This is a genomic window from Phenylobacterium sp. P4_E10 (genome assembly GCF_056401675.1).
This window is the reverse complement of the sequence record NZ_JBFUIW010000019.1, coordinates 1-16,748: the sequence shown is the minus strand read 5'-3', so window position 1 is coordinate 16,748 and position 16,748 is coordinate 1. Positions and strand designations below refer to the sequence as shown.

15 protein-coding genes are annotated in these 16,748 nt (G+C 67.7%); 10 read left to right on the top strand and 5 right to left on the bottom strand.

The annotated features are described in order from the left end of the window. The first annotated feature begins 98 nt into the window (after positions 1-98). Positions 99-569 (top strand): (2Fe-2S)-binding protein, encoded by a 471-nt coding sequence (locus AC1DQJ_RS18300; protein WP_477605922.1) that lies wholly within the window; start codon positions 99-101, stop codon positions 567-569. Continuing rightward, positions 566-2,866, top strand: coding sequence for a xanthine dehydrogenase family protein molybdopterin-binding subunit (locus AC1DQJ_RS18295; RefSeq protein WP_477605920.1), 2,301 nt, complete (start codon positions 566-568; stop codon positions 2,864-2,866). The genes AC1DQJ_RS18300 and AC1DQJ_RS18295 overlap by 4 nt, the downstream gene beginning before the upstream one ends. Before the next feature lie 65 nt (positions 2,867-2,931). Here AC1DQJ_RS18295 and AC1DQJ_RS18290 read toward each other — a convergent pair whose 3' ends face one another. Further along, a complete protein-coding gene (locus AC1DQJ_RS18290; protein WP_477605918.1) occupies positions 2,932-3,333 on the bottom strand; it encodes a Tat pathway signal protein in 402 nt (133 codons plus the stop codon). A gap of 108 nt (positions 3,334-3,441) precedes the next feature. Here AC1DQJ_RS18290 and pseB point away from each other — a divergent pair, with 108 nt between their 5' ends. From pseB to rarD, 3 genes are all read left to right on the top strand, one after another. Then, positions 3,442-4,500: a UDP-N-acetylglucosamine 4,6-dehydratase (inverting) gene (gene pseB / locus AC1DQJ_RS18285; protein ID WP_477605916.1), complete on the top strand. Its 1,059-nt coding sequence runs from the start codon at positions 3,442-3,444 to the stop codon at positions 4,498-4,500. Positions 4,501-4,502: 2 nt separating this feature from the next. Further along, complete coding sequence (pseC, locus tag AC1DQJ_RS18280; protein WP_477605914.1) at positions 4,503-5,654, top strand: UDP-4-amino-4,6-dideoxy-N-acetyl-beta-L-altrosamine transaminase; 1,152 nt, start codon at positions 4,503-4,505, stop codon at positions 5,652-5,654. 100 nt (positions 5,655-5,754) lie between these two features. Continuing rightward, complete coding sequence (gene rarD, locus AC1DQJ_RS18275; protein ID WP_477605912.1) at positions 5,755-6,669, top strand: EamA family transporter RarD; 915 nt, start codon at positions 5,755-5,757, stop codon at positions 6,667-6,669. Here rarD and AC1DQJ_RS18270 read toward each other — a convergent pair. The 4 genes from AC1DQJ_RS18270 to AC1DQJ_RS18255 form a co-directional block, all read right to left on the bottom strand. Beyond that, positions 6,654-7,781 (bottom strand): serine hydrolase domain-containing protein, encoded by a 1,128-nt coding sequence (locus AC1DQJ_RS18270; protein WP_477605910.1) that lies wholly within the window; start codon positions 7,779-7,781, stop codon positions 6,654-6,656. The two genes, rarD and AC1DQJ_RS18270, sit on opposite strands and share 16 nt — an antisense overlap. After that, a complete protein-coding gene (locus AC1DQJ_RS18265; RefSeq protein WP_477606051.1) occupies positions 7,778-8,635 on the bottom strand; it encodes a pyridoxal kinase in 858 nt (285 codons plus the stop codon). The genes AC1DQJ_RS18270 and AC1DQJ_RS18265 overlap by 4 nt, the downstream gene beginning before the upstream one ends. 81 nt (positions 8,636-8,716) lie before the next feature. Continuing rightward, entirely contained in the window at positions 8,717-10,108 is a 1,392-nt protein-coding gene (ahcY, locus tag AC1DQJ_RS18260; protein WP_477605908.1) for an adenosylhomocysteinase, read from the bottom strand. Between the two features lie 81 nt (positions 10,109-10,189). Next, complete coding sequence (locus AC1DQJ_RS18255; protein ID WP_477605906.1) at positions 10,190-11,671, bottom strand: CYTH and CHAD domain-containing protein; 1,482 nt, start codon at positions 11,669-11,671, stop codon at positions 10,190-10,192. Between the two features lie 81 nt (positions 11,672-11,752). Here AC1DQJ_RS18255 and bioB point away from each other — a divergent pair, with 81 nt between their 5' ends. From bioB to AC1DQJ_RS18230, 5 genes are all read left to right on the top strand, one after another. Further along, the gene (gene bioB, locus AC1DQJ_RS18250; RefSeq protein WP_477605904.1) at positions 11,753-12,751 is read left to right on the top strand and encodes a biotin synthase BioB; all 999 of its coding nucleotides are present in this window, start codon (positions 11,753-11,755) and stop codon (positions 12,749-12,751) included. Between the two features lie 19 nt (positions 12,752-12,770). Further along, positions 12,771-13,484: a hypothetical protein gene (locus AC1DQJ_RS18245; RefSeq protein WP_477605902.1), complete on the top strand. Its 714-nt coding sequence runs from the start codon at positions 12,771-12,773 to the stop codon at positions 13,482-13,484. 779 nt (positions 13,485-14,263) lie between these two features. Beyond that, positions 14,264-15,190 carry an ABC transporter ATP-binding protein gene (locus tag AC1DQJ_RS18240; RefSeq protein ID WP_477605901.1) on the top strand — a complete coding sequence of 309 codons (927 nt, stop codon included), beginning with the start codon at positions 14,264-14,266 and terminating at the stop codon, positions 15,188-15,190. Further along, on the top strand, positions 15,187-15,948 hold the full coding sequence (locus tag AC1DQJ_RS18235) for an ABC transporter permease (protein WP_477605899.1): 762 nt from the start codon (positions 15,187-15,189) through the stop codon (positions 15,946-15,948). The genes AC1DQJ_RS18240 and AC1DQJ_RS18235 overlap by 4 nt, the downstream gene beginning before the upstream one ends. Positions 15,949-16,153: 205 nt before the next feature. Then, a partial coding sequence (locus AC1DQJ_RS18230) for a DUF937 domain-containing protein (RefSeq protein ID WP_477605897.1) occupies positions 16,154-16,748 on the top strand: 595 nt, incomplete at its 3' end.

Here is a 16,748-nt window from a genome sequence, read left to right as displayed (position 1 = left end):
GTTGGCGAAAAGCGAACGCTATTCGCGGAAACCGGCGTTGTCGAGCCGGCCGGATGTGAGCTTCACGGACCTATTCCGTCGCAAATTTCCGGACCCCGATGACTTTAGCCCTTCGCATAAACGGCCAGACTCGACACGTCGACGCGCCGCCTGATCAACCGCTTCTGTGGGTGTTGCGAGAGCAGCTCGGCCTGAAGGGCGCGAAGTTTGGCTGTGGCATCGGCGCCTGCGGGGCGTGCACCGTTCATATCGATGGCCAGGCCGTTCGCTCCTGCGTCACCCCGGTCGGCGCGGTCGGCGAGGCCTCAGTCACCACGATCGAGGGGCTCGCTGCGAAGGAAGCGCTCCACCCTGTGCAGCAGGCATGGATCGAAGAGGACGTCGCTCAATGCGGGTACTGCCAGGCCGGCCAGATCATGGCGGTCGTCAGCCTGCTAGCTGAAACGCCGAGCCCATCTGACGACGAGATCGACGCCAAGCTCACCAACCTTTGCCGGTGCGGCACCTACACGCGCATCCGTACCGCGATCCGCCGTGCGGCTAAGCTCATGAAGCAGCGCGCCGCATGAGCGCGGCGACGTTGACGACTTCCCGGCGCGACCTGCTGAGGGCTGCCGCCGGGGCCGGCGCCCTCCTGGTGTTCGCCCACCCGCAGGCCGGTCGCGCGGCGGCCCGTTTCGTGGGCGCGATCGGCCCCTTTGTTCGCATCGAGGCTGACGGTGCGGTGACGATCGGCTGCCATGTCGGAGAGATGGGCCAGGGCGTATCGACCTCCCTGCCGATGCTCATCGCAGAAGAGCTGGATGTGCCGTTCGAGCGGGTGTCGATCCAAGGGATGCCGCTGCATCTGGCGCGTAACGCTCGGGGGCAAGCGCGCTCTTATCTGGGCGCGGGCCAGAGCACCGCCGGCGGCTCGAACAGCGTGAGGGTAGGCTTCACGCCATTGCGGCAGGCCGGCGCACGCGCCCGACGGATGATCCTCGAAGCGGCGGCCGATCGCTGGCTTGTTCCGGTGGACGAACTCACAACTCAGGGCGGCGTCGTTCGGCATGCTGCGTCCGGCCGCACCGCCACCTACGGCGAACTCGCCGGCGAGGCCGCGAAGCGCCGTGAGCCGACTGGCGAGATCGCCCTCAAATCTCCGGACCAGTTCTCCATAGTCGGCAAGCCGCAGCGCCATCTGGATGCGGACCGGATCGTCCGTGGCGAGCCGCTGTTTGGGATCGACGCAGAGATGCCGGGCATGCTCCACGCTGTCGTTGCCCGCTGTCCCTACCTCGGCGGCAAAGTCGCCACCCTGGATGAGGGCCACGCGCTCGGGCTTCCGGGCGTTGTCGCGATCGTGCCGATCCCTGTCGCCCAAGCGCCAGCGCCGCCCCTCACCCCGCAGAGCACGCCGCTGGCGGCGGGGGTGGCGGTCGTGGCCAGGTCCTTCTGGGAGGCGTTGCAGGCCCGCGACGCGCTCAAGATCAACTGGAGCCGGGGTGCGGGAGCAGCAGCCGACGAAAGCTCGGCGCGCGCCTATGCCGACACCTGGGCGAAAATGGAGGCGACCCCAGGCGACGTGGTCCGCAAGGACGGCGACTTCGCCAGCTTGCGCGCCCCGCAAGCGCGGATGATCAGCGCCCGGTATGAGGCCGCAATGGTCGCCCACGCCTGCATGGAGCCGCCGAACGCCATCGTTTCGGTCGATCCGGACGGGAAACGCGCTCGGGCAATCCTCGCAACTCAAGCGCCGGACATGGCCGCAGCCACTATAGCAACGGTCACCGGAGTCGACCCGTTGCAGATCGACGTCACGCTCGCGCGCATGGGTGGGGGCTTCGGACGGAAATTCGACCAGGACATGGTCGCTGAGGCAGCCATCATCGCCAATTCGGTGAAGCGCCCGGTCAAGCTCGTCTGGACCCGTGAGGATGACCTGCAGCACGATCTCTACCGACCTGGCGCCTGTCACATCCTCGATGCCGCGGTGGCCCCTGGTGGCCGTATTCTCGGTTGGCGTCACCGCCTGGCGACGCATTCACGGGTGGCGGGCGCCGCCGGCAATCCCCCGCCGCGGTTGACGGAGTACTATCCCGACGGCTTCCCCGCCGGTCACGTCCCGAACATGGAGGTCGAATACCACCTGTTGCCATCGGCGGCCCCGCGCGGCGCCTGGCGCGCGCCAGGCCACGTCGTCAACGCCTTCGCGATCGAGTGCTTCCTTGACGAGATTGCGGTCGCTTCAAACCGAGATCCCGTCGAGCTGCGCCTTGAAATGATCGGAGCCGGCGGCCCCCACAGCTACATGTACCTGCCCCAGATGCCGCGCCAAACCTTCGACACCCGGCGCTATGCGGCGGTCATCCGACGTGCGGCCGAGGCGTCCGGATGGGGCAAGCCGATCCCCAAGGGCCGCGGGCGCGGATTTGCGGCGCACTTCACATTCGAAAGCTATGTCGCCCAGGTCGTCGAGGTGACGGTCACGGATGGCCGCGTGCGCATCGACCGGGTCACCGCGGTGGTCGACGCTGGCCTGATCATCAACCCAAACGGCGCGCGCGCGCAGATCGAAGGCAGCATCAACGATGGCTTGTCGGCAGCGCTCGGCCAAGCGATCACCGTGCGCGACGGCCAGGTCGAGCAGCAGAACTTCAACGACTATGAGATGCTGCGTATGGAGGGCGCCGCCCGGCGCATCGACGTGACCTTCATCGAGTCACGTGAACCTCCCAATGGCCTCGGCGAGCCGGGCGTGCCGCCGCTCGCGCCGGCCCTGGCCAACGCGATTTTTGCCGCGACAGGCGTGCGTCTACGCCGGACGCCGATGCTGCCAGACCTGGGACCCGGGCTCGCCGCAAGGACGCGCAAAGCCCCAAGTTGATGCTGGAGCTCCCCACCCGTCTGGACGTTCCACGGGTCAGCCTTCGGCGCGGAGGTGAAACGCTCCTAATTGATCAGCATCGCGCCGAGCAGCAGCTTGGCGCCGCGCTGGCCGAGGATGCGGTCGGTGTCGCGCTGCAGGGCCTGGGCCAGGACATCGCCGTTCGGCGGCGTCGCCGGCGTCATCCCGCTCGCATAGGTCTGCAGGGTCTGGATGTAGGCGGAGCGCAGCCGCGGCAGGTAGAGCTCGGTCTTGGCGCGCAGCTTGGGGTCGGGCACGTCCAGCCCGCATTGCACCGTCATCACCCCGCGCTTGCCGTTGAGGCGGGTGATGGTCGCCGCCAGGGTGTGGACCTCCACATAGTCGCCGACGCTCTGTTTCTTCTTGTCGTCCTTCTGTTCGGACGAGCCCATCAGGCCGGGCGCGGCGAGGGCGGCGACGATGGCGATCAGGCGGCGGCGGTGCATGCGCGACAGCACGCCACATCATGGTTAGCGCTCTCTTTACGAGCTCCACCGAACAGTGCGCCGACGATTCGTATTTTGTGACTCGTGTTCGTGTTCAGGAGCGCCTCATTGGCCCGGTTCGCAGCGACCAACCTAGACCTCGACGGCAAGGTGATCTTCGTCACCGGCGGCACCGGCTCCTTCGGACGACGCTTCATTGAAACGGTTTTGCTGCGGGCCAAGCCGCGCAAGCTGATCGTTTTCTCGCGCGACGAGCTGAAGCAGCACGAGATGCAGATCGAGCTGTCGGAGAAGTTCGATGCCGAGTCCCTGCGCTGCATGCGCTTCTTCCTGGGCGACGTGCGCGACCGCGAGCGGCTGACCCTGGCCACGCGCGGGGTCGACATCGTGATCCACGCCGCGGCGCTCAAGCAGGTGCCCGCCGCCGAGTACAACCCCTCGGAATGCATCCACACCAACATCATGGGCGCCGAGAACGTGGTGTGGGCCTGCCTGTCAAACCGCGTGAAGCAGGTGGTGGCGCTGTCCACCGACAAGGCCTGCAACCCGGTCAACCTCTACGGCGCGACCAAGCTGGCCTCCGACAAGACCTTCGTGGCGGCCAACAACCTCTCCGGCGACATCGGCACCCGCTTCTCGGTGGTGCGCTATGGAAACGTCGTGGGCTCGCGCGGCTCGGTGGCGCCGCTGTTCCAGCGCCTGCTGGCGCGGGGCGACAAGGAGCTGCCGATCACCGACGAGCGGATGACCCGGTTCTGGATCACCCTCAACCAGGGTGTCGACTTCGTGCTCTCCTCGCTGGAGATCATGCGCGGCGGCGAGATCTTCGTGCCGAAGATCCCCTCGATGAAGATGACCGACCTGGCGGTGGCCATGTCGCCGGGGATCTGCATCAAGGTGATCGGCATCCGCCCCGGCGAGAAGCTGCACGAGATAATGATCTCGGCCGACGACTCCCGCACCACCGTCGACCTCGGCGACCGCTTCGCCATCGAACCGGCCTTCGGGGAGTTCGGGCGCAAGTCCTTCGACAGCGACTTCCCGATGGTCGGCGAGGGTTTCTCCTACGCCAGCGACACCAATGACGAGTGGCTCTCGGGCGAGGGCCTGCTGGCCCTGCTGGCCGACGGCGCGCCCGAGCGCCGCTATCGGCGGGCGACCGACTGACCATGCTCGCCTACGGCCGCCAGACCATCGAGGACGACGACATCGCCGCGGTCGTTGAGGCGCTGCGATCGGATTTTCTGACCACCGGGCCGCGGGTCGAGGCGTTCGAACAGGCTTTCGCCGAGACGGTCGGCGCCAAGTACGCGGTCGCCTGCGCCAACGGCACCGCTGCCCTGCACCTGGCGATGCTGGCGCTGGAAGTGCAGCCGGGCGAGGCGGTGATCGCCCCCTCCATCACCTTCCTGGCCACCGCCAACTGCGCCCGGTTCGTCGGCGCCGAGGTGGTGTTCGCCGACGTCGATCCGCAGACCGGGCTGATGACGCCTGAGACGCTGGCCGACGCGATAGGCCGCCTGGACGGCCGTCGCCTGCGCGCGGTGCTGCCGGTGCATCTGCGCGGCGACACGGCGCAGCTTCCGGTGCTGGAAGCCCTCGCCCAAGCCCACGGCGCGGTGCTGGTCGAGGACGCGCCGCACGCGCTGGGCTCGTCGATGACTTTCGGCAACGTGCTGGAGCGGGTCGGTGACTGCGCCCACTCGGCCATGGCCACCTTCTCGTTCCACCCGGTGAAGACCATCGCCACGGGCGAGGGCGGCATGGTCACCACCAATGACCCCCGCCTGGCCGAGCGCCTGCGCCGGCTGCGCAGCCACGGCATGATCCGTCCCGAGGGCGGCGATCCCTGGTGGTACGAGATGCCGGAGGTCGGCTTCAACTATCGCCTGCCCGACATCCTCTGCGCGCTGGGCCTCTCGCAGCTTGCCAAGCTGGACCGCTTCGCCGAGCGCCGCCGCGCCCTGGCCGCCCGCTACGACGCGGCGCTGAAGCCCCTGGCGCCGCTGGTGCTCCAGGCGACCCGGCCCGACTGGAGCGACCCGGTGCTGCACCTGATGGTCGCCCTGATCGATTTCGAGGCGGCCGGCCGCTCGCGCCGCGAGGTGGTCGAGGGGCTGAAGGCGCGCGGCGTCGGGACCCAGGTCCACTACATCCCGGTCCACACCCAGCCCTACTACCGGCAGCGCTATGGCGAACTCGTGCTGCCGGGCGCGAGCGCCTGGTACGACCGCTGCCTGTCGCTGCCGCTCTATCCGGGGATGGACGACGCCGACGTCGACCATGTGGTCGGCGCGCTGAGGGACGTCCTTGGCCTCTGAGGCGACGTCCGTTTGTCGCGAGGGTTTCTGGGAAAAGGCCTTGCCGCGCGGCGCGGACGGCATAGGTAGAGCGCCCGCGCTCACCAGGAAGGGCCCGCCAGTGGCCAAGGACGAACCCGCTCAGCTCAACAGCGCCGCCCTGGCGGTCGGGGCCGGCTGCTACTTCATCTGGGGCCTGGTGCCGCTGGCCTTCCAGATCATGGGCCGGATCGGCATCGGCGCCTGGGAGATCCTCGCCCACCGCACGCTGTGGGCGGCGCCGACCGCCTTCCTGTTCGTAGTGCTGGCCCGCCAGGTCCCGCAGCTGGCCAAGGTGCTGCGCTCGCCCCGGACCATGGCCTGGCTGACCCTGTCGGCGGCGGTGATCGCGATCAACTGGCTGGTGTTCATCTGGGCGGTGAACAACGGCCGGGTGTTGGAGACCAGCCTCGGCTACTTCATCAATCCGCTGATGGCGATGGCCGCCGGGGCGGTGATCTTCCGCGAGCGGCTGGACGCCATCGGCAAGGGGGCCATCGCCCTGGCCGGGGTCGGCGTGGTCATCCAGGCGTTCGCGCTGGGCCACGTGCCGATCGTCTCGCTGACCTTGGCCACCAGCTTCTGCGCCTACGGCATCATCCGCAAACGCGTCGCCGCCGAGGCCCAGACCGGCCTCTTCATCGAGTGCGTGATCCTGGCCCTGCCCGGCGTCTTCCTGATCGGCTGGCTGCAGAACTCCGGCCAGGGCCACTTCACCGCCAGCCCCGCCGCCACCGCCTGGCTGCTGGTCTGCGGGCCGCTGACCGCCCTGCCGCTGATGATGTTCTCCTGGGCCGCGCGACGGATCCCGTTCTCGGCGATGGGCTTCCTGCAGTTCATCGCCCCCAGCATGACCTTCGTCATGGGCGTGCTGCAGGGCGAGGCCTTCACCCCGCTGCGCGGCGTCTCGTTCGCCTTCATCTGGATCGGCGCCGGCGTGTTCGCCTTCGGCGCCTGGCGGCGCGGCCGGGCGCTCGCGGCTCAGAGCGCGGCGTAGGCCGCCTCGATCAGCCGCTTGGCGCGGGCGTCGCCGATCAGGTCGGTCGACTGCTTGTTCATCACATAGGCGCCGGCCAGACCAGTCTGCGGATCGGCGAACGCGCAGGACCCGCCCCAGCCGGAGTGACCAAATGTCTGCTCGCCCGGGCCCCAGACCTTGACCGCCGAGTTGCGCATGAAGCCGGCGCCCCAGCTCATCACGAACGGCAGCACCAGGTCCTGGCCGTGGATCCGCTCGCGGCTGGCCTCGGCGATCAGCGCCGGCGACAGGATGGTCTCGCCGTCCAGCCAGCCGTCATTGGCCAGCGCTCCGATCAGCCGCGCCAGGGCCGGCGCCGTGGCGTGGCCGTTGGCGGAGGGAATCTCCATCCGCCGCCACTCGGCCTGGCCGCGGCCGGCCGGCGACGACCACGGGGTCAGGAACGCCGCCTTGGTCGCTTCGTTGAGCTCGCCGAAGTTGGGCAGGCCGCTGGGCCGCTGCAGGTCGGCGGCGCGGTGGTGTTCTTCGTCCGGCAGGCCGATCCACAGGTCGAGCCCGAACGGCCCCGCCAGGTCCTCGCGCAGCGCCGCGCCCATGGTCCGCCCGTCGACCCGGCGGAAGATCTCGCCGGCCAGATAGCCGAAGGTGATCGGGTGATAGCCGCTGGCGGTTCCCGGCAGCCACAGCGGGGCCATCGCCGCCAGCTTGGCGCAGATGGCGTCCCAGTCGAACCACAGCGCCGGCTCCATCTCCTCGGGGAAGCCGGAGAGGCCCTCCTGGTGGCTCATCACCTGCTCGACGGTGATCGCCCCCTTGCCGGCCTGGGCGAACTCCGGCCAGACGTCGGCGACGCGCTGCCCGTAGTCGAGCTTCCCGGAGTCCACCAGCCGCGCGATCAGCAGCGCTGCCACCGCCTTGGTGGTCGAGAACACCGGCGTCAGGGTCGTCTCGTCGAACGGCTTGGTCCGCTGGCGGTCGGCGAAGCCGGCCCATAGGTCGACGACCAGCTCACCGTTCTCCACCAGCGCGAACCGCGCGCCCAATTCCTGGCCGCTGGCGAAGTTCTGTTCGAACTCCGCGCGCACCCCGGCGAAGCGGTCCGGGCAGACGCCGTGGATCTCAATGGTCATGCCAGTCGCTCCAGTCTTACGCTCGGCGATGTCGCCTTCAGCCGCTGGGCCATGGCGACGATGGGAAGTTCGGCCGCCTTGGCGGCATGGGCGGCGGCCACCGTCTCGGCCACCCCGCCGACCGCCCGGCCCAGCGCATAGGAGCCGGTCAGCCCGTCCAGCAGCGCCGCGCCGAACAGGGCGCTCAGCAGGTCGCCGGTGCCCTTGGGCGCGGTTGGCAGCTTCGGGTGGGCGGCCATCCAGGCCTCGTCGCCGTCGGCGTAGATCACCCCGATCTCCTCGCCAAGCGGGACGGATGAGACCAGGACCGGCTTGCCCAGCCGCCGCGCCGCGGTCAGCGCGCCCTGCGGGTCGCGGGCCGGCTCGCCGGTCAGGTGGCCCAGCTCCCAGACGTTGGGCGCGACGATGTCGGCGCGTGGAAGCAGTTCGCGGGTCACCGCCTCGGCGACCTCTGCGGGCACATAGAGCCCCTTGCCGGCGTCGCCGATGGTCGGGTCGACGATCACCAGCGGTTTGCGCGCCGCCTCGCCGGCATAGCCCGTGCGCTTGGCGCCACGCACGGCGTCGATCGCCTGGGCGGCGGCGCTGACCTGCTCGGGAAACGCGAAATAGCCGGTGAGGACCAGGTCGGTCTGGCCATAGAGCTTGTTGGCCTCGATGCCGGCCAGCATGCCTTCGAGCACGCTGGGCTCGACCTTGGCGCCGCCGGGCGGGCCCCAGCCGGGGTGGCGGCCATAGAGCACGGTCGGGGCGACCATGGCGTCGATCTTGAAGGCGGAAAGCGCGCTGGCCTGGGCGGAGCCGCCCACGTGGCTGGCGGCGACGTGGCTGGAGATGATCAGCGCGAGCGGCATCGCCACCTGCTTAGCCGAGGGCGGCTGAGCGGGCCACAATAGAACTTCGCCCCCGGGGATGCCGGGGGCGAAGGGATCGTCCTAGTAGCGGTAGTGGTCCGGCTTGAACGGGCCGGCCTGCGGCACGCCGATATAGTCGGCCTGCTCGTTGGAGAGGGTGGTCAGCTTGGCGCCCAGCTTTTCCAGGTGGAGGAAGGCGACCTTCTCATCCAGGTGCTTGGGCAGAGTGTAGACCTTGGTCTCGTACTTGGCCTTGTTGGTCCACAGTTCGATCTGGGCCAGGGTCTGGTTGGTGAACGAGGCGCTCATCACGAAGCTGGGGTGGCCGGTGGCGTTGCCCAGGTTCACCAGGCGGCCTTCCGACAGCACGATGATCTTCTTGCCGTCCGGGAATTCCACGTGGTGGACCTGCGGCTTGATCTCGTCCCACTTGAAGTTGCGCAGGCCGGCGATCTGAATCTCGCTGTCGAAGTGGCCGATGTTGCAGACGATGGCGTTGTTCTTCATCCGACGCATGTGGTCGACGGTCAGAACGTCCTTGTTGCCGGTGGCGGTGACGAAGATGTCGGCCTTGTCGGCGATGTCGTCCATGGTCTGGACTTCATAGCCTTCCATCGCCGCCTGCAGGGCGCAGATCGGGTCGATCTCGGTGACGATCACCCGGGCGCCGCCGTTGCGCAGCGAAGCGGCCGAGCCCTTGCCCACGTCGCCGTAGCCGAGGACCACCGCGACCTTGCCCGACAGCATGACGTCGGTGCCGCGGCGGATGGCGTCGACCAGGCTCTCACGGCAGCCGTAGAGGTTGTCGAACTTCGACTTGGTGACGCTGTCGTTGACGTTGATGGCCGGGAACGGCAGCTCGCCGCGCTCGGACATCTGGTACAGGCGATGCACGCCCGTGGTGGTCTCTTCCGACACGCCGCCGATGGCGTCGCGGATCGCCGAATAGAAGCCCGGCTTTTCCTTCAGGTAGCGCTTCATCACGGCGTAGAGCGCTTCTTCTTCCTCGTTCTGCGGGTTGCTGAGGACCGAGGGGTCCTTCTCGGCCTTCGGGCCCAGCACGCAGAGCAGGGTGGCGTCGCCGCCGTCGTCGAGGATCAGGTTCGGATAGCCGCCGTCCGACCACTCGAAGATGCGGTGGGCGTATTCCCAGTACTCGACCAGGTTCTCGCCCTTGATCGCGAAGACCGGCGTGCCGGCGGCGGCGATGGCCGCGGCGGCGTGGTCCTGGGTGGAGAAGATGTTGCACGAGGCCCAGCGGACTTCAGCGCCGAGGGCTTCCAGGGTCTGGATCAGCACGGCGGTCTGGATGGTCATGTGCAGAGAGCCGGCGATGCGGGCGCCCTTCAGCGGCTGGTCCTTGCCGAACTCGGCGCGCACGGCCATCAGGCCCGGCATCTCGGTTTCGGCGATGGCGATTTCCTTGCGGCCGAAATCGGCGAGGGCGATGTCTCTCACGACGTAGTCGGTCATCGGTCGGTCCTGTGGGAGGGGTGTTTGGCGGTTCTATAGCCGCCCGGCCGCACAGGAGCAAGAAATCACATAAAGAATGCTTTATATGATCCAGAAGGTCGGGGTTGTGACCAGCTTGTCCATCCCCTTGGCCGCGGCCTTGATCAGCTGCGGCCGGCCGGCCTCGCGCGCCGCCAGCAATTGGCGGGCGGCGGTCAGCGCCGCGCCCTTCAGCCTCAGCCGCTCGATCAGGCCGCCGGCCACCGCCACGTCGTTAAGGGTCCCAAGCTGGTCCTGCAGTTGCTTCAGCGTCTTGATGAACAGCTTGGGGTCGCTGTCGAACAGCGGAGCGAAAGCCTCGGCTGCGTAGCGCAGCTTCTTGGCGGCGATCCGCGCCCTATGCCGGGCCTCGTCGTCCCGACCCTTGAGGTCGCCGGCCAGTTTCAGCAGCGCCTTGCGCCGTCGGGTCAGGGCCTTGGTGGCGAATTTCTCGGCCGGCAGGTCGCGGCGCTTGGCGCTGGTCTTGCCGCCTTGGGTCAGCCAGGCGCCGGTCTCCACCCAGGCGGTGGTTTCCAGCACCAGCTCGCGGAAGCGGCCGGAGGCCACGGCCGCGCAGGCCTTGGCGTGGGCGCGGGCGCGGGCCGCGCTGACCACCGGGGCCAGGGGCGAGAGGTCCAGGGTCGGCTGGGCCAGCACCGTGGCGCCCTCGGCGAACACATCCAGGTCGCGGGCTTCGTCGCAGGCGCCGGCCAGCCATTTCAGCTCCGACTTGATGGCGTCGGCCTTGGAGTCGTCGACCGCGTCCTTGAAGGTCGAAATGGCGCTGCGCATCCGGCGCACCGCCACCCGAAGTTGGTGCACGGCCTCGACGCTGTCGGCCTCGCGCAGCACCACGCCATTGGCGGCGATCTGCACCAGGGCGTTGCGGGCGATGGCCTGGAAGGCCTCGCCGGCGGTCAGGCCGCGGGCCAGCGGGGCTTTGTCGTGCCGCCGCGGAGCGCGGTCGCTGCCGTCGATCAGGCCCTGACCCTGGGTCGCCTTGCCGTCGAACGACAGATAGAGCGGCGCCGACTTGGAGAGCTGGCGGGCCAGTTCGAACATCGGGCCGCAGTCGCCGGACTTCAGTTCCAGCTCGACCTCGCTGATCCGGCGGCTGCGCTCGCCGGCGTGGACCTCGCCTTCGTCCACCGCCAACTCGATCGCCGCGCCGCCGAAGTCGAAGGTGCGCTGGCGGCGGGTGACGCGGACCGTGAAGATCGGGGCCAGGATCTTGCGCTTGGCTGGCGACAGTGCCGCCTTCAAGGCTGGGAAGTTGAGATCGAGGGCCTCGCCCTCAAGCGGGGCCTCGTGTTCCTCGCGGGCGAATCCATCGCCGCGCTTCAGCGTCTGCACGCGCTTGCCGCCGCCCTCGCGGATGCGCAGAGAAATTCGCGCCTGGCGCAGATCGCCCTGCGGGGTGTCGTAATAGGTGGAAATCAGCGATTTTTCGTGGGTTTCCGCTGCGGGCGCGGCTGTGAGCACGACCGCCAGATCGGCTGGTTCGCAGAGGAACTTCAACTCGATCTCGTCTTCGCCTGCGCTCATGCGCTACACGCTCCCGAACCGCGCGACTTGCCTGCCTACTCGCAGGCGGCCAATGGCGGCCCCTGTATGAGGAGATTGCTCATGAACGCTCCAATCGCTCAAGGTTTCCGCGCGGTGGACCTGGCGCAGCCCCGCCACGACTGGACGCTCGCCGAGGTCGAGGGTCTGTTCGAGCTGCCGTTCATGGAGCTGGTGTTCCAGGCCGCCGCGGTGCACCGGACCTGGTTCGACCCCAGCGAGGTGCAGCTCTCGCAGCTGCTCWSSATCAAGACCGGCGGCTGCGCCGAGAACTGCGGCTATTGCAGCCAGAGCCAGCACTTCGAGACCGGGGTGAAGGCCGGCAAGCTGATGGACGCSACCAGCGTGATCGCCGCGGCGATGGACGCCAAGGCYGGCGGCGCGCAGCGCTTCTGCATGGGCGCGGCCTGGCGCGACCTGAAGGACCGCGACGTGCCGAAGGTGGCGGCGATGATCGCCGGCGTGAAGGCGCTGGGCCTGGAGACCTGCGCGACCYTGGGCATGCTGACCCGCGACCAGGCCCAGTCGCTGAAGGACGCCGGCCTCGACTACTACAACCACAACCTCGACACYGGGCCGGACTATTACGACCAGGTGGTCACCACCCGCACCTAYCAGGACCGCCTCGACACCCTCGAAGCGGTGCGCAGCGTGGGCATGAGCACCTGCTGCGGCGGCATCGTCGGCATGGGCGAGACGCGGACCGACCGGGCCGGGCTGCTGCACGCCCTGGCCACCTTGCCGGCCCATCCCGACAGCCTGCCGATCAACGAYCTGATGCCGATCCCCGGCACCCCGCTGGGCGACTCCGAGGCGGTCGACCCGCTGGAGTTCGTGCGGATGATCGCCGTGGCCCGCATCCTCTGCCCGAAGACCGTGGTGCGGCTGTCGGCCGGCCGCGAGCACATGAGCCGCGAACTGCAGGCGCTGTGCTTCCTCTCCGGCGCCAACTCGATGTTCATCGGCGGCAAGCTGCTGACCACCGCCAACCCGGACAAGGATACCGACGCCGCCCTGATGGCCGACCTCGGCCTGAGGCCCATGACCATGGCGGGCGCCTAGCCCAGAGCGAGCGTCATTGATGGTCATTCGACGGGCCTCGACGCTTGTCTGGGCGGCGGCGCTGCAGTTCCTCTTCCTCACGGCGCCGGCGCAGGCCCAGCCGAAAGTCCTGTACGGCCCATTCGCACCGAACGTCAGCATCAGCGACGCTGTCTCCGCTCAGCCAGGTATGGGTTGGCGGACCATTCGGCATCGGAAGACGAACGAGGTCGTGCAAGTCGTGGCGGATCGTCCTCTTCGGTTCGCCGACCTCAACTGGCGGCTCAGCCTTGGCGATTCCGTCGCCGCCCGCTCGCTGGCGAAGATCTACAGCTTCGATATCAGGTCGGAACTCTCCGCCGAGAGCGTCGGCTCGTGTCTGCTCCAGTTCTCCCACGTCATATCGACACTCGAAGGAATGTACGGGCCATTCGGCCAGCACCCGGCCTTTGCCCGGGACGGCAAGGGAGTGAGCGCTCCGCTGTATCGAAGCGAACCCTTCGAGACGCGACCTATCGGCGACCGCTCGGTGCTACGCGACTACGGCGACGGCGACTACACGACCTTCTTCGAAGTCGACGAGGGGACGGGCGAGGCTGTGATGGCCGAGGCGACGTTCTCTTCTGCGGAACGAGCTTGCTCGCTCCGGATCAACGTCTTCCAGGATGAAGACCGGATCCCTCGCGCACAGGCTTCACGTGCCAGGTACGAAGGGCGGGAAGACGCGCCGCCAACGTCCGCTCTCCGTCCTTAGCGGACGTCCGCTTTCGGGAGCAGCGGCGGAAGGAAAGTCGCGATCGATCAAATCCGACCCGGACGCTCGTCGAGAAGTCTGCTTCTGGGCGGGCGGAAACTTGGCTATCGTCGGCCGACGGGGGACGCGGATGCGAAGACTGCTGCAGTGGGTTGTGCTGGCCACATGCCTCTGGCCGCGCGGGGCAGCAGCGGCCGACAGCCCACCCTTGCACACAGCGGTGCAACACCAGGAGGAAAGCAGGCCCTTGAACTCCGGGCGCTATGACGGCAAGCCACTACTCCGGCTTCTGGAACTCTATGTCTTGTGGTCAATCGGAGAATTGACCCCCAAAGACGAAGCTACTCTCACCGCTATGGCGCCAAAGTTGAGAGCTACGTTTGGCGGTGACGGTACTTGGCAGAGCGCTGTCGCGGCATCGATGGAGATGCCCCGTGAAATGCCTGGGTTCATTCGAGCCAATTGGGACAAGAACCGGTCAATCGCGGCCAATAGGGTTGCGCTCGCGCCTCAAAGCTTTGCCGAGATGTTCGTGGACAGCAATTTCGCCAAGTGAAATAGGCGAGCGCCGAGGCGTTCTCGCGCGGCAAGCAATGTCCGCAAACCACCCGTCGCTGACGCTCCGGAGATCGGCTCTTGAGCCGGAAGCGGCGGCGAACCCGCCTCGCCCAAATTCTATCCCTTGTCGGTTGCTGACACCTCCCGGCGTCCTTCGGGCTAGCTTGACCCTCTGAGCGCGCCTATCTGGCGAGGACGCTTGAGGCCAACCCGGGGGACCCGTGCAGCCGATCATTTCAGTTCAGGGTCTCTCCAAGACCTATGCCGGGGGCTTCCAGGCGCTCAGGTCGGTGGACCTGGACATCCGCAAGGGCGAGATCTTCGCCCTGCTCGGGCCGAACGGCGCGGGCAAGACCACCCTGATCAGCGTCATCTGCGGCATCGTCAATCCGAGCACCGGCACGGTCACCGCCGATGGCCACGACATCCTGACCGAGTACCGGTCGGCGCGCTCGAAGATCGGCCTGGTGCCGCAGGAGCTTTCCACCGACGCCTTCGAGAGTGTCTGGGACACCGTAAAATTCAGCCGCGGGCTGTTCGGCAAGGCGCCGAACCCGGCCTATCTTGAGAAGGTCCTTCGCGATCTCAGCCTCTGGGACAAGAAGGATTCCAAGATCATGGCGCTCTCCGGCGGCATGAAGCGCCGGGTGATGATCGCCAAGGCGCTGAGCCACGAGCCGCGCATCCTGTTCCTCGACGAACCGACCGCCGGCGTCGACGTAGAGCTGCGGCGCGACATGTGGGAGATGGTGCGCGGTCTACGCGAGAGCGGCGTCACCATCATCCTGACCACCCACTACATCGAGGAGGCCGAGGAGATGGCCGACCGGATCGGGGTGATCAGCAAGGGCGAGATCATCCTCGTCGAGGACAAGGACGTGCTGATGCGCAAGCTGGGCAAGAAGCAGCTGACCCTGCATCTGCAGGAGCCGCTGGCCGAACTGCCGACCGGTCTTGCCGACTATCAGCTGGAGCTGGGCGCGGACGGCCACCAGCTGACCTACACCTTCGACGCCCAGTCCCAGGAAACCGGCATCGCCGGCCTGCTGCGCAAGCTCAGCGCCGCCGGCGTCGACTTCAAGGACCTCCAGACCACGGAAAGCTCGCTGGAGGAGATCTTCGTAAGCCTGGTGAGGGCCCGGCCATGAACCTCTACGCCATCAAGGCCATCTACATCTTCGAGCTGGCGCGCACCTGGCGCACCTTGATGCAGTCGATCGCCTCGCCGGTGATCTCGACCTCGCTTTACTTCATCGTGTTCGGGTCGGCGATCGGCTCGAAAATGGTCGAGATCGACGGGGTCAGCTACGGCGCCTTCATCGTGCCGGGCCTGATCATGCTGTCGATCCTGACCGAGAGCGTCAGCAACGCCTCATTCGGGATCTACATGCCGAAGTTCTCGGGGACCATCTACGAGGTGCTCTCCGCGCCGATCTCGGCCTTCGAGATCGTCGTCGGTTATGTCGGGGCGGCGGCGACCAAGTCGGTGATCCTCGGGCTGATCATCCTGGCCACCGCGCGCCTGTTCGTGGAGTTCCGCATCGACCATCCGGTCTGGATGGTCGGCTTCCTGGTGCTGACCTCGATCGCCTTCAGCTTGCTCGGCTTCGTGATCGGCGTGTGGGCAGACGGCTGGGAGAAGCTGCAGATCGTGCCGATGATGATCATCACGCCGCTCGCCTTCCTGGGCGGCAGCTTCTACTCGATCAGCATGCTGCCTGAGCTCTGGCAGAAGATCACCCTGTTCAACCCGGTGGTCTACCTGGTGTCGGGATTCCGCTGGAGCTTTTACGGCGTCTCCGACGTCGACGTCGGCCTCAGCTTGGCGGCCACCTGCGTCTTCGTGCTCATCTGTCTGGCCGCCATCTGGGCGATCTTCCGGACGGGTTACAAGCTCAAGTCTTGAGGGCGCGTAAAGCTAAGTCTCAGTAAATTACCCCACGGACTCACAACTACCCGCGATGATCGGAAAGGGTGTACAGACTTTGACGTTCCATCAACTGTCGGAACGTGTTGGCTCTGCGCGGAGTGTCGGGGGAATTGTACAGTAAGGCTTGAGGTTTGCGACTGCGCTGAGTTCTGCACGGCCCCACGCCCTTGGGAGATCTGCCGTGAACCTCGTTCAAACCGTGATCAGCGCCCTGTCGCCTGATCTCGTAACCCAGCTGTCCGGTCATCTCGGCGAGTCGTCCGGCGCCGTCAGCAAGGGCTTATCGGCCGCGACGCCGTCCCTGCTGGCCGCGGCCCTGCAGCAAAGCTCCACGGCGAGCGGGGCCAGCGGCCTGCTCAGCTTGATCAGCCAGGCGGTGGGCGGCGGCAACCCGCTGGATCGGCTGCCGGCCCTGCTCGGCGACGATACCGCCCGCACCGCCTATCTCAGCGAAGGACGCACGCTCTCTGACAGCCTGCTGGGGACCAATAGCGGAGGTGTGACCAACGGCCTGGCCAGCTTCGCCGGCCTGAAGGGCGGCGCGGCCACCAGCCTGCTGTCTCTGGCCGCCCCGCTGGTGCTGGGCGCCATCGCCAAGTCACTGGGCGGCGCGCCGACCGCCTCCGGCGTCCAGTCGCTGCTGTCCGACCAGCGGGCCAGCATCCTCGGCGCTCTCCCGCCCGGGCTAGGCGCGCTGTTCGGTCTCGGCGGCGCGGCCCAGGCGGCGCGCGGCGCGGCGCCAGCCGCGGCGACCACGAGCGGCGGCGGCTTCATGA

What these genes read in the sequence shown, in the direction of transcription:
- AC1DQJ_RS18295 (WP_477605920.1), top strand. Translation starts at nt 566, where the DNA reads ATGAGCGCGGCGACGTTGACGACTTCCCGGCGCGACCTGCTGAGGGCT.
- AC1DQJ_RS18235 (WP_477605899.1), top strand. Translation starts at nt 15,187, where the DNA reads ATGAACCTCTACGCCATCAAGGCCATCTACATCTTCGAGCTGGCGCGC.
- AC1DQJ_RS18265 (WP_477606051.1), bottom strand. Translation starts at nt 8,635, where the DNA reads ATGCCGCTCGCGCTGATCATCTCCAGCCACGTCGCCGCCAGCCACGTG.
- AC1DQJ_RS18245 (WP_477605902.1), top strand. Translation starts at nt 12,771, where the DNA reads ATGGTCATTCGACGGGCCTCGACGCTTGTCTGGGCGGCGGCGCTGCAG.
- AC1DQJ_RS18270 (WP_477605910.1), bottom strand. Translation starts at nt 7,781, where the DNA reads ATGACCATTGAGATCCACGGCGTCTGCCCGGACCGCTTCGCCGGGGTG.
- AC1DQJ_RS18290 (WP_477605918.1), bottom strand. Translation starts at nt 3,333, where the DNA reads ATGCACCGCCGCCGCCTGATCGCCATCGTCGCCGCCCTCGCCGCGCCC.
- AC1DQJ_RS18300 (WP_477605922.1), top strand. Translation starts at nt 99, where the DNA reads ATGACTTTAGCCCTTCGCATAAACGGCCAGACTCGACACGTCGACGCG.
- pseC (WP_477605914.1), top strand. Translation starts at nt 4,503, where the DNA reads ATGCTCGCCTACGGCCGCCAGACCATCGAGGACGACGACATCGCCGCG.
- AC1DQJ_RS18255 (WP_477605906.1), bottom strand. Translation starts at nt 11,671, where the DNA reads ATGAGCGCAGGCGAAGACGAGATCGAGTTGAAGTTCCTCTGCGAACCA.
- ahcY (WP_477605908.1), bottom strand. Translation starts at nt 10,108, where the DNA reads ATGACCGACTACGTCGTGAGAGACATCGCCCTCGCCGATTTCGGCCGC.